Source organism: Pseudomonas sp. HS-18 (genome assembly GCF_020401845.1).
In the GTDB taxonomy this organism is placed as follows: domain Bacteria; phylum Pseudomonadota; class Gammaproteobacteria; order Pseudomonadales; family Pseudomonadaceae; genus Pseudomonas; species Pseudomonas nitroreducens.
Window position 1 is genome coordinate 3,422,666 of the sequence record NZ_CP084413.1, and the last position, 15,424, is coordinate 3,438,089.

Below are 15,424 nucleotides of genomic sequence, written 5' to 3' on the forward strand. Positions count from 1 at the left end.
CGCGAGGCTCCTCATGGCTGAACACGCGGCTCTGCCTCGAAGGCGCTGCGCAGCAACTCGACGAACTCCGGCGCCGGCGGGATTTCAACATCACCGATGCGGCTCACCGGTACCGCCGGCGTCCAGGAGTTCATCACCACGGCACCGGTCAGGCGCGGCAGGTCCTGCTGGTCGATGGCGCGGGTGACCTGGCGCACGCCCTGCCGTTCCAGTTGCCGCTGGAGAATGCCCATGGTGGTGCCGGTAAGCATTTTCGCCCGCGGCCAGACCACGGTTTCACCGTCCCAGAACGCCAGATTCCAGATGGTCGCTTCGCTGAAGCGCCCGCGATGGTCGGTGAACACCGCATCGTCGAAGCCGGCGACCACCGCTTCGCGCAGATACCAGGTCTTGGCGATCTCGCCAACGTGCTTGATCTCCGGCAGCACCCGTTCGTGCCCGGCAATAGCGAGCGCCAGCGGTCCCTGCGGGCCATCTGAAGGCGGCGCGGTGCGCACCAGCAGCTCGGGGCGATGCTCAGGGCCGGCAACGGTGAACTCCCCGGCGGGCGAGTAGACCGTCGCCATCAGGGATACGTCTGCTGGCGCCTGCTCCAGTGCGGTACGTAAGGCGGCACGAATCTCCTCATCGGAGTGGCTCTGGCCGAACAGCCGCTGCGAAGCGTTGCGCAGGCGCTCCAGGTGCAGGTCCAGGCCGCGAATGCCGCCGCCACGAACCTGCATGGCGGTGAAATGCGCATAGCCGGCGAAAGCCAGGGGCGCGAGGTCGTCGGCGCTGGCCGGCTGGGCATTGCGCTGGGTGATGTAGGGATGGATGGCGGCTGACATGGCGTGGCTTCCTCTGCTCGGTTATCTTCAAATTAAACATCAGGTGAGATCACTATCGGCCTTTGACGAAGCCAGGAGAAACGAGTATTTCTCGACGGATCATCAAGAAGGATTTGAAGATCGATGAGTCGCCCCTTTCCCGGTATCCGCAGCCTGCGCACCTTCGAGGCGGCTGGCCGTCACCTCAACTTCACCCGCGCGGCGGAAGAAGTCGGCCTGACGCCGGCCGCGGTCAGCCACCAGATCAAGGAGCTGGAAGACCAGCTCGGCCTCGGCCTCTTCGTGCGTACCAGTCGCAGCATCCAGCTGACCCCGGCGGGCGCGTTGCTGCTCGAAGCGGCAGTCGAGTCCCTCGGTCTGCTGCACCGCGCCACCGTGCGTGCCCGACGGCTGGTGCGGACGTCGGAACAACTACGGGTCTCGTTGACAGCCCGGTTCGCCACGCACTGGCTGCTGCCGCGTCTGCCGAAATTCCGCGCACTGCATCCGGGGTTGAAGCTCAGTTTCGACGTCAGCGACGAGTTGCGGGATTTCGCCGTCGACGACATCGATCTGGCCATCCGCTTCGGCAGCGGACACTACCCCGGCCTGGTCGCGGAGCGCCTGTTCGATACCCAGATAGTGCCGGTGTGCTGCCCGAGCCTGCTCAGCGAAGGCCCACCCTTGCGCGAGCCGCGCGACCTGCAGGCCCATACCTTGTGCCATGTGGTGTGCGAGACCGAAGGCGCCGCCTGGCCGGACTGGTCGCGCTGGATGGCGGCAGCCGGCGTGGAAGACTTCGACGCCGGCAACTGCGTGACCTTCGAGGACACCAGCCACGTGGTGCAGGCCGTGCTGGAAGGCGGCGCGGTCGGGCTGGCCGATCAGGCCATGGTTGCCCGCGAACTGGAGCAGGGCCTGCTGGTGCAACCGTTCGAGCTGGGCGTGCGCGTCGCTGAGGATTACGCCTACAACCTGGCGTATCCGCAGGCGAGCACGGACGACCCGCGCGTCAAAGCCTTCCGCGAATGGATTCTCGGGGAAATGGCCAGCGGCTGATCCTGGCGGTCCGCTTGCCAAGGCCGGATTTTCCTGCGAAAACGCACGCCCTCGCGGCGCTGACGCCGCACCGCATCACTGGAGAACGCCATGAGCAACGAACTGCAGATCGAAGATATCGTCGTCGGCGACGGCAAGGCCGTGGTCAAGGGCGCCCTGATCACCACCCAGTACAAGGGCACCCTGGAAGATGGCACCGTCTTCGATTCGTCCTACGACAAGGGCCGCCCCTTCCAGTGCGTGATCGGCACCGGCCGGGTGATCAAGGGCTGGGACCAGGGCCTGATGGGCATGAAGGTCGGCGGCAAGCGCAAGCTCTTCGTCCCGGCGCACCTGGCCTACGGCGAGCGGCAGGTCGGCGCGCACATCCAGCCCAACTCAAACCTGCTGTTCGAGATCGAACTGCTGGAAGTCCTTACCCGCGACGATTGATCTTCAGGCGGGCGCGGCTTCTACATTGCGCCGCATGGCCAGGATCGCCGTCGGTCCCTGCGCCTTGCGGGTGAACCAGAACACCCGGCTCACGCCGCGGGTGATCGCCACGTAGGCCAGGCGCAGTTGCTCGTCCTGCTGGGCCTGGTCATAGCTGCTGGCGAAGAAACCCGAAGCCGCATACAACGCGCTGCGCAGCGGATGTTTTTCCGGTGGCGCGCAGTCGTCGACGATGATCGCCACTTCCGCCTGCAGGCCCTTGGCACGGTGGATGGTCATGCCCTTCACCGGCAGCTTGCGGTCCAGCTCGCCGAGGATCGTTTGCAGGGTTTCATTGCGCCGGCTGAGCAGCAGCACGGCGGTCTTCTCCCGCGATCCTCGTGCGGCAACGTGCTCGCACTGCTTGTGGATCTCCTCCAGCAGGATTGGCAAGCTGCTGCGCGCATCGAAGCGCTGCACCAGCTTCACCCCATGATCACCCGCCTCCGCCGACTTGAACGCGCGGCAGGTCTTGGCATGCTTGTTGGCCACGCCCACCAGCACCCGCTCGCCGTCGCGGATCACCGGGTCGATGCTGCGGTAGTTGGTTTCCAGCAGCAGCACGCGGCTCTTGCGCCGGCCCTTGCTGGGGAAGTGGCGATCGAAGTCCATGAACAGCTCCGGCGAGCTGCCACGCCAGGCGTAGATGGACTGCCAGTCGTCACCGATGGCCATCAGGCTGACGGCTTCGCCGCGCTTGGCGAGGTCGCGATGCAGAGCCTGCAGCCACTGCACGATCTGCGGCGATACGTCCTGGAACTCGTCGATCAGCAGGTGTTGGAACGGCGCCAGGGCTGCGGCCGGCAGCTTGCCGTCGCCGAGCTGGTCGGTGAGGCGCTGGAAGGCCAGGTTGAAGGTCAGCAGGCCCTGTTCCTGCAGCGCGTTTTCGAAGGCCACCCAGAACCGTTGCAGCGCTTCGACGAACTGCCGTTCGCGCGCCGGACAGCCGAGCTTCTTCGGCTGCAGCTGGGCGATGCGCAAGCCGATGCTCTCGATGAACCCGGCCTGGGCATAGAAGGCTTCGAACAGCGGCAGCGCGGTGAACTCTCCAGATAACTTGAAGGCATCCAATGGCGCCTTGCCGATGCGCGGCGGCTTGCCGTCCTCGCCGGCCTCAGGCGGTGGCGGCAGCTCCAGCAGCTGATGCGCCAGGACACGGAATTCGTGCTGGTCGGCATAGCACTGCTGGTAGACCTGCTTCAGCAGCCGCTGTTGCGCCGGGCGCAGGCGTCCCGCCAGCAAGGGGTTGTCCAGTTCGTCTGCTGGAGTGCGCTCGTCCAGTTGCTCGAACCAGCGAGGATTCTTCAGCGCGACTTTCGCCAGCGTGCCCATGGCCGAATGGAAGGTACGCACACACTGACGCGCCTGGGCAGCGTCGAAGGGATGGCCCCAGTAGCCGAGCACTTTCACCAGTTGCTCGCGCAGCTGGGCGCAGGAGGCGTTGGTGAAGGAAATCACCGTCACTCGCTCGGCCTCGATGCCCAGGTGGCACAGCATGTAGACGACGCGCAGGACCAGCGTCGTCGACTTGCCGGAACCGGCGCCGGCGAAGATGCGGGTCAGCGGTTCGGGCGCGAGGATCATCGCCCACTGTTCGTCCGAAGGCTGGCTGATCACGCCGTGGGCGGCGGCCTGGGCCACTCGCTGGCGCATGTCCAGGGCGAGCTGTTCATCGGGCACCTTGGCGGTGCCGTAGATACCGGCTGCGGCCGGAGTTCGCGGGCGCCTGGGCGCGGGCCCCTCGCCATCCTTCTTGGTTTTCGCCGCGCGCTTGGCAGGTGCCTTGGCTTTGCCCTTGGTCTTGCCACGTCCACGGGGCTGCGGCTGCGCCGCTTCGCGTTCGGCCCGCAGGTATTCGGTGGTGCGGGGGAAATAACGCGCCAGGGCCTCGGCGAGCAGGCGTTTGTAGCGTTCGACAGCAGACTCCATGGGCCCTACCAGATCAATTACAGCGTTGAATCATAAGCGCTTTCGGACAGTGACAGGCAAGTGATCGGGCGGTTCCGCAAGGTCTTGGAAAATTGATAACCATTAGCGATTGGATTAGAGTCGGGCTCCCGCTTTTTCCGGCCTTGCCGCCCTGATGGATGACCCCATGTTCGAACTGGAAAATGTCAGTTTCAGCGTCCCCGGTCGCACCCTTCTGCAACCGCTGAGCCTGCAACTGGCCGACGGCAACATGATCGGCCTGATCGGCCACAACGGTTCGGGCAAGTCCACGCTGCTCAAGCTGCTGGCCCGCCAGCAGCAGGCCAGCAGCGGCAGCATCCGCCTGGACGGCAAGCCGCTGCAGGACTGGGGCAACCGCGACTTCGCGCGGCAGGTCGCCTACCTGCCGCAACAGCTGCCGCAGACCGACGGCCTGACCGTGCGCGAACTGGTCGCCTTCGGCCGGTACCCGTGGCATGGCGCCCTGGGCCGCGTGACCGGCGAAGACCGCAAGCAGATCGACCGCGCGCTGGAGCTGACCGACACCCAGGCCTTCGCCGACCGCCCGGTGGACCTGCTTTCGGGCGGCGAACGCCAACGCGTCTGGCTGGCCATGCTGCTGGCGCAGAACAGCCGCTACCTGCTGCTGGACGAACCGACGTCGGCGCTGGATATCGCCCACCAGGTCGAAGTGCTCTCCCGCGTCCACGAACTGAGCCGCGAGCTGGGCCTGGGCGTGCTGGTGGTGCTGCACGACATCAACATGGCGGCGCGTTACTGCGACCACCTGATCGCCCTGCATGGCGGCCGCCTGCTGGCCCAGGGCTCGCCCGCCGAACTGATGCGCGGGGACACGCTGGAAGACATCTACGGCATTCCCATGGGGGTGCTGAGCAATCCGGTGGATGGCTCGCCGATCAGTTATCTGCGTTAAGCCCCTATTGGGGGCGAACCGCCCCCTGCCAGCCTCCCCGGCGAGCGCATCTGCCGCGATACCCATGCTGCGGGGGCGTGGATATCGATGGGTATCGCCGCGCTCCACGCCATCCTGCGTCCGTGCGCCAGCGTGATTCTCGGGTGAGCGGAAACGCCGGCCGCGGGCATGGGCGGCTGCGACAGGAATGTTCGATTACAGATCGCTGGTTTCCGCCGGCGGCTCGTCGATCAACGGGCAATTATCGCAATTGCCCATCTCCCCCAGCCGATAGCGAATGCAGCAGGTCCGCCGCTGCCGCCAGAGCCCGTCGGGGCGCTGCGCGCAGGACACCTCGACATACTGGATCGGTTTGAACAGTGGATTGCGCGTGCCATCCGGCCGGCGCTCGGTCTCCAGCAGCTCGCGACCGTGCCCCAGCATCGGAGCCAGCGGCGCTAGCTTGCCCATCTCGCCGATGAACCACTCGAAGTAATTCCCGGCATTGCTCCACAGCACCCTGGGCGACAGGCGCACCTCGGCGGCGAGGCGCTGCACGAAGGGTTGCAGGTGACCTTCCAGGAGATGGGCGAAGCGCTGGAACGGATCGCCCGGCAGCGCCGCGAACGGCCCACCCTCCCCCGGCAATTTGAAAGCCTCGGGAATGCCCTGGGCATCCAGCACCACTTCCACGTCGTCGAAGTCCAGCGGCAGCGTGCGGCCGAGCACCAGCGCGGCGGCAACGGCCGGCGGGATGATCCGCACCAGGTACCACTTCGACCACTGCGAGGCCAGGGCGCGGCGATCGCCATCGGCGTGGGACGGGTCGAAGCGGCGCAGCACGCTGTCAAGCCTCTCGCGTTCGAGCAGCGTGCGGGCCGGTATCGAAGGGCGAGGATCGTCGCGAGTCACCAGCACCTCGCGGTAACTGGCGAACTCGCCGAAATACAGCGGCGCCAAGGCTGCGATCACCGGCAGCCCTCGGTCGCGCGGCCCTCGATCCGGCAGAGCAGCGCTGTCAGCACAGGGCGCACCGCTCGAAGAAGGTTTCCCGGCTCTGCACCATCAGCGCGGCGCGCTTGTGCGGGAAGTTGAATTCCTTCTCGCGCCAGAAGCCCAGGCGCTGCATGTGGCCGATCATCTTCGCGTTGTCGGCGCGCGGTTCGGCGACGATGCGCTGGGTGCGCGGGTCGTCCAGCAGCAGGTAATGCACCAGGGCGGTCATCCAGCTTTCCACCTTGTGCGGCCCGCGATGGGATTCCTCGCCCACCAGCATGTGGATGCCGCGGTCGTAGTCACCCACGTCGTAGAACGGCGCGATGCGGTCTTCCTTGGCCCAGTAGGCTTCGTAGTAGGCGAAGGGCTCGTCGTCGATGCAGCCGATCAGGGTGGTGGTGTGCGGGTCGGCAGCGGCTTTTTCCAGGTAGGCACGGTGCTGTTCGAGGGTGCCGCCCTCCTGCCAGAACTCCAGCACGCGCGGGCTGTTCTGCCAGCGGTTGAAGCGCTCCAGGTCCAGCGCGATGTCCAGGGTGCGCAAGGAAATCCATTGCCCCAACTTTGCATCGAAGCGGCGATAGACCTCACCCTGCGGCTTGGGCGCGCGCAGCGGATGACGGCGGCCGCTGCTGATGCGATAGACCTGCGGGTAATCGGCACTGGCGATGCCCTTGTGCCAGGCAGCAGGCAGCTGCCAGAAGGCCGCACGCTCGATCTGCAGGTGCCCGCCGACTTCATCGCGGCTCACCAGGCCTTGCGCCAGGGCCGCGGCGGGTACGTTGGCGACAGCGAACTGCACGCGCTCACACTGCGCGTCGCCGGCAAAGCTCCAATAGGCCAACGCCCAGAGGGCATCGCGGGTGACGGCACCGTTGAGCTGCCAGCACTCGCCCTCGCGTTGCGCAGTCAGCAGCGGTTCGCCACCGAGCAGCAAGGTCAGGCCTGTGGCACCGCGATCGGCGGACAGTTGGCGGCCATCGGGCAGCGATAGGGAAAAAGTGGGCGTCATGATGGATAACCTTTCGTGAATGCAACGACCCCGCCCGTATGACGAGCAGGGTCGGCAGGAATTTAGTCGGCCCGGAAGAAATCTCCGGGCCGTTGGCTTCAGGCGCTTTCGGCCGCCAGCGGACGCGAGGGCTTGTGTGCCGATTCCTGCGGCGGCAGGTGCTCGAACATCGACGCGGCGATTTCCTCGGCGCGCATCGGCAGCACCGACAGCAAGGTGTCGCTCAGGCCGTGGCTGTCCTGGGTGAAGCCCTGCAGGTAGATACCGGCGTGCAGGCGCTCGTCGGCCAGCACGCGGTAGTCGCGGCCCACCTCGAAATCGCCCAGGTAATCCTGCAGCGGCGCAAGCAACTCGCGGTGCGATTTGCGCTCGTAACCGGTGGCGAGGATCACCGCGTCGTAGCGATGGGTTTCCACGGCGCCGGTGGCGCTGTCGCGCAGGGTCAGCTCGATACCATCGGTGTCGGCCTTGGCGGCTTCGACGTTGCGGCGGCAAAGGAAGGCGTGGCGATCCGCGCCCGCCACCTTCTGGCGGTAGAAGATGCCGTAGATGCGCTCGATCAGGTCCAGGTCGACCACCGAGTAGTTGGTGTTGTGGAATTCCTGGATCAGCTTCTCGCGCTCGGCCTTGGGCTCGTTGAACACCAGGTCGGTGTAGCGCGGGGCGAAGATTTCGTTGACGAAGGGGCTGTCGTCGGCCGGTTTGAGCACGGCCGCGCGCAGGACCATGTCGACCTGCACCGAGGGGAAGCTGTCGTTCAGGTCGATGAAGGCTTCCGCCGCGCTCTGGCCGCCGCCGATCACCGCGATGCGCATCGGCTCGTTCTGGTTGCAACGCTGCTTGGCCATGCACTCCAGGTAACGGGCGTGGTGGAACACGCGCGGATCGTCACGCAGGTGGTTGAAGGCGGACGGGAAGCGCGGCGTGCCGCCGGTGCTCACCACCACGCTGCGGGCCAAGCGGAAGCGCTCGTGGCCGCGGGCATCGGTGGACAGCACCTTGACCAGTTCGATGCCGTCCGGGCCCTGCACCGGCTCCACGCGGCTGACCGTCTCGCCGCAGACGCGCTGCTCGGCGAACTGGTCGCTGACCCAGCGCAGGTAGTCGTTGTACTCCATGCGGCACGGGTAGAAGGTGCCCAGGTTGGTGAAGTCGACCAGCCGCCCCATCGCATGCAGGTAGTTGACGAAACTGTACGGGCTGGTGGGGTTACGCAGGGTCACCAGGTCCTTGAGGAACGAAATCTGCAGCTCGCTCTGCGCCACCAGGGTGTTGCCGTGCCAGCGGTAGTCGGCCTGCTTGTCGAGGAACAGGGCATGGTAATGGCGGCCCTCGCGTCGCGCCTGCTCCTGCAGCGCGATCGCCAGCGCCAGGTTGGAGGGGCCGAAACCGATGCCGAGCACGTCGTAGGTCGGGGTGATCATCTGAGTCATGGTGCCAATGTCCTGTGTCGCGATGGCCGTGGGGCATGACGGCGCGGGAACCGGTGGCCTACTGCTCGGCCCTGCCAGGAGCGCCCCGCCGCTTGGCGGCCGGCACTCGATCCTGCGTGTCGCCCATGATTTGCGCTGTCGATAGCGCGTTATCTGGAGAGACGAGACAGGCTTCGGGAAATTTAGAATGATTCTCACTAAGTCATGAGAATTTCAGAATGACGAAGAGCTGAGTGGCACCTGGAATCTGCGTGCGGGCCCGCAGAAATTAATTGTCGGCGCGGGCCATACGTCTGTGTATGTAATTGCGATTGGTGCGGTGCGGTTCGCGAGCAAGCTCGCTCCTACAGGCAGGGTTCGCGCGCTCTTTGTAGGACCGAGGGGGACGCCCAGTCCTTGCTCGCAAACCAGAGATGACGGGGAGGAATGAGGTGTGACTAACCCTGCACGCCCCAGGCCCTGAGCCGCAGCCGGCAATGCTTCATCGCGTTGACGATGTGCTTCTCCACCATGTCGCGGGAAATGCCCATGGTTTCGGCGATCTCGATATGGCTGCAGCCCTCGACCTTGCGCAGCAGGAATGCGCGGCGACAGTTTTCGGGCAGCTCGCCAAGGGCGCGCTGGAGCAACTGCAACTGCTGCTGCCGGCTGGCCTCTTCCTGCGGGCAGCGCTCGTCGAGGCAGCCTTCGCGATCGAGGGTTTCCAGCTCTTCAGTGCGGCGCACGCGCCCGCGCCGGTGCAGGTCGATACTGAGGTTCACCGCCGTGCGATAGAGAAATGCGCGAGGTTGTTCGATATGCTCGTCACCCTTGCGGTCGAGCAGGCGCAGGAACGCCTCCTGCGTCACATCGGCAGCCGCCTGGCGGTCGCCGAGGCTGCGATTGAGGTACAGGACCAGTTCCTTGTAATACCGGATGAACGCGCTTTCCACCCCGTCGGGCATCCTATGAAAAACAGTCGAGGCTGCAGGCGCCTGCTGACAGTCCGAGTCAGGCTTATTTATAATCACTCGCATCAACACGAAAAGAAAGTGTGATATCGGCCGCAAACGGCCTCACCGAGATCCCTGATGACCAGCTCCCCCGCCCCGTTCGACGATGACCGCATCAGCGCCGAAGCCGCGCACTGGTGCGCGCGTCTGCACGATGCCGAGTGCAGCGATGCCGAGCGCGCCGATTTTGCGCAGTGGCTCGAAGTCGACCCGCGACACGAGGAGGAGTACCAGGCGATGCTGGAGATCTGGCAGCTCTCGGAACTGCTGCCGCCTACTCCGCAGATCCAGCCGAACCTTGTCGTCAGCCCGGCACCCCATCGCGCACGCAGCCAGCGTCGTCCTCGTAACGGCAGGCGTATTGCCGCCGTGGCCGCTGGCCTGCTGGTCGCCATCGGCGCGGTCTGGTCGGCGGGCTGGTCCGCCGGGTTGCTGCCCTCGCGGGTCGGCTATTACGCTGCGCAACCCGCGCCGCGCATGGTCGAACTGGCCGACGGCTCGAACGTCGAGCTCAACAGCAATTCGCAACTGGTCTTCGCCAACTTCCGCGACCGCCGCAGCGCCTGGCTGAAAAGCGGTGGCGAAGCCTACTTCCAGGTCGCCCACGACACGCTGCAGCCCTTCTCGGTGTGGACCGACAACGGCAGCGTGCGGGTCACTGGCACCCGCTTCAACGTCTGGACCGACTCCCGCCAGATGCTGGTCACCCTGCTCGAAGGCTCGGTGGTGGTCAGCCCTCCCGACAGCGTCGACGGCAACAGTGCGCAACTCACACCCGGCATGCAGGCCCGCTACCTGAAGGGCAGCGAGCGCATCGAACTGGCCCAGGTAGCCCCGGCCGGAGCCATCGCCTGGACCGAAGGCAAGCTGGTGATCGACGATCTGACGCTTCAGGCCGCCATCCCGCTGATCAATCGCTATCTCAAGCAGCCGGTATTCCTCGACGACGCCACGGTCGCGGCCATGCGCATCGGCGGCATCTACCGCACGGACGACCTGCAGGCGCTGGTGGATTCGCTGCCCAAGGTCCTGCCGCTGGAGCTGCGCAAGGACAACCAGGGCCGTACGGTTCTCGCCAGCCGCTACGTTCAGCTCTGATAGTCGCCATGCGGGCATGCCGGGTAGCGGCGTGCCGTGCGGGATCGCGAGCAAGCTCGCTCCTACAAAAAGCACCCAAGTCCCAGGCCAGACTGTTGGAGCGAGCTTGCTCGCGAACTCCAATGCGACGAAATCCGCAGCTGCCGACAGACTCCGACACCTGGTGCCCGCTCCTGAAAGAGGCCGCGACCAGGCGTCCCACCCATACGCGCCCTTCCTACTTGCGAAACTTTCGCAAATTCTCTTCAGTTTTCTCCTGGCTCATTCGTCTTGATAGGAACGATTCGGATTTGCCGATGATCTCCTGATTCGCGCGCCGTCTCGTCCCGTTGTGCGGCCTGCCCTGTGGCAGGCCGGGGCCAGGAAAAGACGATGCCAACACCCGCTCCAAGCGCCTTGCGCGAAATGCTCAAACTGCTGCGGCCGCACTGGCTGCCGCTGACTGCCGCCACCCTGCTGGGGATTCTGGGCGGCTCGGCCATCACCGCGCTGCTCGCCACCATCAACTACAGCCTGCACTCCCAGGGCGGCATGCCCGCCGGCCTGCTGCTGGGTTTCGCCGGGCTGTGCGTACTGGCGCTGCTGGGCTCGATCATTTCCGACATGGGCACCAACTACGTCGGCCAGCACGTGATCGCTCGGCTGCGCAAGGACCTGGGCAGCAAGATCATTTCCGCGCCCATCGAACAGATCGAGCGCTACCGCAGCCACCGCCTGATTCCGGTGCTGACCCACGACATCGACACCATCAGCGATTTCGCCTTCGCCTTCGCGCCGCTGGCCGTCGCCCTGACCACCACACTCGGCTGCCTGGGCTACCTGGCCTGGCTGTCGCCGCCGATGTTCCTCGCCACCGCCATCGCCATCGTCGTCGGCAGCGCCGTGCAGTACGTCGCGCGGGCCAAGGGCATCAAGGGCTTCTTCGAGGCCCGCGACAAGGAAGACGAGCTGCAGAAGCACTACCGCGCCATCGCCGAGGGCGCCAAGGAGCTGCGCATCAGCCGCCCGCGCCGCTTCCAGCATTACAGCGAGCGCCTGCAGGGCACCGCCGACGAGATCTGCGACATCCAGCTGCGCTCGATCAACCTGTTCAACGTCGCCAAGGGCTTCGGTTCCACGCTGTTCTTCATCGTCATTGGCGTGGCGCTGGCGTACCAGTCGCTGTGGCCGAGTACCGACCAGGCGACGCTGTCCGGCTTCATTCTCGTGCTGCTGTATATGAAAGGCCCGCTGGAAGGGCTGATCGGCCAACTGCCGGTGGTGACCCGCGCGCAGGTCGCCTTCCGCCGCATCGCCGAACTGTCAGTGCGCTTTTCCTCGCCGGAGCCGAACCTGCTGCTGGCCGACGACGGCCGACAGCCGCTGGAGTTCCAGTCCATCGAGCTGCGCGACCTGGCCTACCACTACCCCACCGACGACGGCACCCGTGGCTTCGGCGTCGGCCCGCTGAACCTGAAGGTGAATCGCGGGGAAATCCTCTTCATCTCCGGCGAGAACGGCTGCGGCAAGACGACGATGATCAAGCTGCTGCTCGGCCTCTACGCCCCGCGTGACGGCGAACTGCTGCTCAATGGCGAAGCGGTCGGCGATAGCGGCCGCGACGACTACCGCCAGCTGTTCACTACCATCTTCGCCGACTACTTCCTCTTCGAGGACCTGCTCAGGGGCAGCCAGGACATCCCGGCAGAGGCCGGCCGCTACCTGGAGCGCCTGGAAATCGCCCACAAGGTCAGCCTGCAGGGCCAGGCGTTCTCGACGACCGACCTGTCCACCGGCCAACGCAAGCGCCTGGCGCTGGTGCAGGCGTGGCTGGAGAAGCGCCCGGTGCTGGTGTTCGACGAATGGGCCGCGGACCAGGACCCGGAATTCCGCCGCATCTTCTACACCGAGCTGCTGCCCGAGCTGCGCGCCCAGGGCAAGACGCTGATCGTGATCTCCCACGATGACCGTTATTTCGACGTCGCCGACCGCCTGCTGCGCATGCGCGCCGGGCAGATCGTGGAGATCGAGGACCACCGCACTGCGACCCCGCCCGGCCCTTCCGGCGTGGCGCTGCACTGACCGTCGGGCGGCCCGGACGGCCGCCCTTTCACCCGGTCGTCGTTGAACAACAAAAAAGATCGAACGGAATTTTCCGGTTTTTTCCAACCGGCGCGTCACATAAAGCTGAATCATTCTTATTAGAAACTGCATTACAAGATCACGCTGACAAGATCATAGGAGCTAACAAGTGAGTCGCACCCGCAATGCGCTGCAATCCCGGCACCCGGTGAAGCCCCTGGCCCGCCTGGTCCGCGCCACCGCCCTGGGCATGGTTCTGACCGCCACCGCCGTAGAGGCTGCGCCGGTCCGCATCGATATCCCGGCCCAGTCGCTGGCTTCCGCCCTGACCAGCCTGGGCGCGCAGTCGAACCTGCAGATCGTCTTCAACCAGACCCAGGTGCAGAACCTGCGCGCCCCCGGTGTACGCGGCGAGATGGAGCCCACCGCGGCGCTGGAGCGCCTGCTGCAAGGCACCGGCATCAAGTACCAGGTCGAAGGCAGCCGCGTGACCCTGCTGGGCGCCGATGCCGCCAGCGGCGACACCCTGAACCTGTCCGCCCAGGTCATCACCGGCGCCATCGAAGGTGAAGACAGCTATGTGCCGCGCACCTCCAACAGCGGCAGCAAGACCGACACCCCGCTGCTGGAAATCCCCCAGTCGATCTCGGTGATCACCCGCAAGCAGATGGACGCCCAGGGCGCCCAGACCGTCACCGAGGCGTTGCGCTACGTGCCCGGCGTCAAGGTGGAAGCCTATGGCCTGGACCCCAAGGGCTTCGACTGGATGTACATCCGCGGCTTCAATGCCCAGGCCACCAGTGACTACCTCAACGGCCTGCGTCAGCAGAACAACAGCTACGCGTTCTTTCGCAGCGAGCCCTATGCCTTCGAGCGCATCGACGTTGTCCGTGGCCCGTCTTCCAGCCTGTTCGGCATGGGTGATGCCGGCGGCATCGTCAACCGCGTGAGCAAGAAGCCCACCGCCAATCACATCAACGAAGTGGAACTGACCGGCGGCAACCATGACCGCAAGCAGGGCCAGTTCGACCTGGGCGGCGCGTTGGACGACCAGAACCAGTTCCTCTACCGCGTGGTGGGCCTGGCCCGCGACGCCAACACCCAGGCCGAATACGACGACGGCCACGAGGTCGAGGACGACCGCTACTACATCGCCCCGTCCTTCACCTGGGCGCCGGACGAAGACACCAGCCTGACCGTGCTCACTGACTTCCTGCGTGACCGCAACTCCGGCTCGATCTTCGACTACAGCGTCAACGGCCACCCCACCGGCACCCTGCTCGGCGATCACAGCTACAACCACTTCAGCCAGGACCAGTACACCCTGGGCTACGAGTTTCGCCACCGCCTGAACGACACCTGGGAATTCCGCCAGAACGCCCGCTACGGCCAGGTCGACCTGGTGTTCGCCAACCTGCTGCCGCAACTGCAGGTCGGCCGCAACATCATCCGTACCGCTGACCGTTTCGATCAGCACATGGACACCTTCAACCTGGATAACCAGTTCCAGGCCAACTTCGACACCGGCGCGTTCAAACACACGCTGCTGATGGGCGTCGACTACAGCTGGCAGGACGCCGACATCGCTCGCTGGCGCACCCTGGGCCCGTCGCTGAACCTGGACAACCCGCAGTACGGCCAGAGCGTGCAGCGCCCGACCAAGGACACCACCCTCCCCGGCCAGGCCATCAACTACGACCAGACCATCCAGCAGGTGGGCGGCTACATCCAGGACCAGGTCAAGTTCGACGACCACTGGATCCTCACCGCCGGCGGCCGCTACGACTACGTGCGCAACGACCTCGACAGCCATACCAGCGCGCACACCATGCAGAAGGACAACGCCTTCACCGGCCGCGTCGGCCTGACCTACCTGACCGATTTCGGCCTGGCGCCCTACGTCAGCTACTCGGAGTCCTTCGTACCCAACACCGGCATCACCGCCGACGGTGGCGCCTTCAAGGCCAGCGAAGCCCACCAGTACGAAGCGGGCGTGAAGTTCCAGCCGGACGAAACCCTGCTGATCACCCTGGCCGCCTACGAGCTGACCAAGGAAAACATCCTTACCACCCAGCTCAACGCCAACGGTGTGCCGACCGGCTTCAGCGAGCCGACCGGCGAGCAGCGTTCGCGCGGCATCGAGGCCGAGTTGAAGGCCAAGCTGGATCAGAACTGGGACCTGCTGGCCTCCTACACCTACACCAAGGCCAAGATCACCAGCAGCAACGACGGCAACGAGGGCAATCGCCCGGCCAACGTGCCCGAGCACATGGCCAACGGCTGGCTGAACTACACCTTCCACGAAGGCGCGGTCGACGGTCTCTCCATCGGCGGCGGCGTGCGCTACACCGGTTCGCTCTACGGCAACAACGCCAACACCTATCACGTCGACAACTACACCCTGTTCGACGCCGGCGTGAGCTACCCGCTGAACAAGAACGTGACCCTCTCGGTGAACGCCCAGAACCTGCTGGACGAGGAATATGCCGCCACCTGCGACAGCCCGATCTCCTGCTACCCGGGCCTGCGCCGCACCGTCATGACCAGCGTGAAGTACAGCTGGTAAGGCACGGGCGGAAGCGGCCCCGCGCCGGTTCCGCCTGCTGCTTCCGGGCTCCCTGTTCGCAGGGGGCCCTTTGTTGTTTCAAGAGCCTGCT

The 15,424-nt window shown here is 65.5% G+C and carries 12 protein-coding genes; 6 read left to right on the forward strand and 6 right to left on the reverse strand.

All coding sequences use genetic code 11. The features are described 5' to 3' along the window. Positions 1-11: 11 nt before the first annotated feature. Positions 12-827: an aminotransferase class IV family protein gene (locus LDJ84_RS15860; protein ID WP_193452609.1), complete on the reverse strand. Its 816-nt coding sequence runs from the start codon at positions 825-827 to the stop codon at positions 12-14. 123 nt (positions 828-950) lie between these two features. Here LDJ84_RS15860 and LDJ84_RS15865 point away from each other — a divergent pair, with 123 nt between their 5' ends. Both LDJ84_RS15865 and LDJ84_RS15870 read left to right on the forward strand, forming a co-directional pair. Then, a complete protein-coding gene (locus LDJ84_RS15865; RefSeq protein WP_226044978.1) occupies positions 951-1,865 on the forward strand; it encodes a LysR substrate-binding domain-containing protein in 915 nt (304 codons plus the stop codon). A gap of 90 nt (positions 1,866-1,955) precedes the next feature. After that, positions 1,956-2,297, forward strand: a complete 342-nt coding sequence (locus tag LDJ84_RS15870) for an FKBP-type peptidyl-prolyl cis-trans isomerase (RefSeq protein WP_024766480.1) — start codon at positions 1,956-1,958, stop codon at positions 2,295-2,297. A gap of 3 nt (positions 2,298-2,300) precedes the next feature. On the opposite strand, the gene LDJ84_RS15875 is transcribed toward LDJ84_RS15870, so the two are convergent. Then, entirely contained in the window at positions 2,301-4,265 is a 1,965-nt protein-coding gene (locus tag LDJ84_RS15875; RefSeq protein WP_226044979.1) for a DEAD/DEAH box helicase, read from the reverse strand. A gap of 166 nt (positions 4,266-4,431) precedes the next feature. Between LDJ84_RS15875 and LDJ84_RS15880 the strand changes: the two genes are divergently transcribed. Next, positions 4,432-5,199 carry an ATP-binding cassette domain-containing protein gene (locus tag LDJ84_RS15880; RefSeq protein WP_024766478.1) on the forward strand — a complete coding sequence of 256 codons (768 nt, stop codon included), beginning with the start codon at positions 4,432-4,434 and terminating at the stop codon, positions 5,197-5,199. Between the two features lie 195 nt (positions 5,200-5,394). On the opposite strand, the gene fhuF is transcribed toward LDJ84_RS15880, so the two are convergent. From fhuF to LDJ84_RS15900, 4 genes are all read right to left on the reverse strand, one after another. Beyond that, the gene (fhuF, locus tag LDJ84_RS15885) at positions 5,395-6,150 is read right to left on the reverse strand and encodes a siderophore-iron reductase FhuF (RefSeq protein ID WP_226044980.1); all 756 of its coding nucleotides are present in this window, start codon (positions 6,148-6,150) and stop codon (positions 5,395-5,397) included. A gap of 46 nt (positions 6,151-6,196) precedes the next feature. Continuing rightward, the gene (locus LDJ84_RS15890; RefSeq protein ID WP_226044981.1) at positions 6,197-7,183 is read right to left on the reverse strand and encodes a GNAT family N-acetyltransferase; all 987 of its coding nucleotides are present in this window, start codon (positions 7,181-7,183) and stop codon (positions 6,197-6,199) included. Positions 7,184-7,281: 98 nt separating this feature from the next. After that, positions 7,282-8,616 carry a lysine N(6)-hydroxylase/L-ornithine N(5)-oxygenase family protein gene (locus tag LDJ84_RS15895; RefSeq protein ID WP_226044982.1) on the reverse strand — a complete coding sequence of 445 codons (1,335 nt, stop codon included), beginning with the start codon at positions 8,614-8,616 and terminating at the stop codon, positions 7,282-7,284. Between the two features lie 437 nt (positions 8,617-9,053). Next, positions 9,054-9,560, reverse strand: a complete 507-nt coding sequence (locus LDJ84_RS15900; protein WP_037007564.1) for a sigma-70 family RNA polymerase sigma factor — start codon at positions 9,558-9,560, stop codon at positions 9,054-9,056. Positions 9,561-9,686: 126 nt separating this feature from the next. Between LDJ84_RS15900 and LDJ84_RS15905 the strand changes: the two genes are divergently transcribed. The 3 genes from LDJ84_RS15905 to LDJ84_RS15915 all read left to right on the forward strand — a co-directional run bounded on the left by LDJ84_RS15905 (position 9,687) and on the right by LDJ84_RS15915 (position 15,333). Continuing rightward, positions 9,687-10,706 carry a FecR family protein gene (locus LDJ84_RS15905; RefSeq protein ID WP_024766473.1) on the forward strand — a complete coding sequence of 340 codons (1,020 nt, stop codon included), beginning with the start codon at positions 9,687-9,689 and terminating at the stop codon, positions 10,704-10,706. Between the two features lie 372 nt (positions 10,707-11,078). Further along, on the forward strand, positions 11,079-12,767 hold the full coding sequence (locus tag LDJ84_RS15910) for a cyclic peptide export ABC transporter (RefSeq protein ID WP_024766472.1): 1,689 nt from the start codon (positions 11,079-11,081) through the stop codon (positions 12,765-12,767). Positions 12,768-12,936: 169 nt separating this feature from the next. Then, positions 12,937-15,333 (forward strand): TonB-dependent siderophore receptor, encoded by a 2,397-nt coding sequence (locus tag LDJ84_RS15915; RefSeq protein WP_051445703.1) that lies wholly within the window; start codon positions 12,937-12,939, stop codon positions 15,331-15,333. The last annotated feature ends 91 nt before the right edge of the window (positions 15,334-15,424 follow it).

Bases quoted from the DNA above. Each gene is read 5' to 3' on its own strand.
- LDJ84_RS15890 (WP_226044981.1), bottom strand. From the start codon at position 7,183: ATGACGCCCACTTTTTCCCTATCGCTGCCCGATGGCCGCCAACTGTCC.
- LDJ84_RS15865 (WP_226044978.1), top strand. From the start codon at position 951: ATGAGTCGCCCCTTTCCCGGTATCCGCAGCCTGCGCACCTTCGAGGCG.
- LDJ84_RS15875 (WP_226044979.1), bottom strand. From the start codon at position 4,265: ATGGAGTCTGCTGTCGAACGCTACAAACGCCTGCTCGCCGAGGCCCTG.
- LDJ84_RS15905 (WP_024766473.1), top strand. From the start codon at position 9,687: ATGACCAGCTCCCCCGCCCCGTTCGACGATGACCGCATCAGCGCCGAA.
- LDJ84_RS15870 (WP_024766480.1), top strand. From the start codon at position 1,956: ATGAGCAACGAACTGCAGATCGAAGATATCGTCGTCGGCGACGGCAAG.
- LDJ84_RS15880 (WP_024766478.1), top strand. From the start codon at position 4,432: ATGTTCGAACTGGAAAATGTCAGTTTCAGCGTCCCCGGTCGCACCCTT.
- LDJ84_RS15860 (WP_193452609.1), bottom strand. From the start codon at position 827: ATGTCAGCCGCCATCCATCCCTACATCACCCAGCGCAATGCCCAGCCG.
- LDJ84_RS15900 (WP_037007564.1), bottom strand. From the start codon at position 9,560: ATGCCCGACGGGGTGGAAAGCGCGTTCATCCGGTATTACAAGGAACTG.
- LDJ84_RS15895 (WP_226044982.1), bottom strand. From the start codon at position 8,616: ATGACTCAGATGATCACCCCGACCTACGACGTGCTCGGCATCGGTTTC.
- LDJ84_RS15910 (WP_024766472.1), top strand. From the start codon at position 11,079: ATGCCAACACCCGCTCCAAGCGCCTTGCGCGAAATGCTCAAACTGCTG.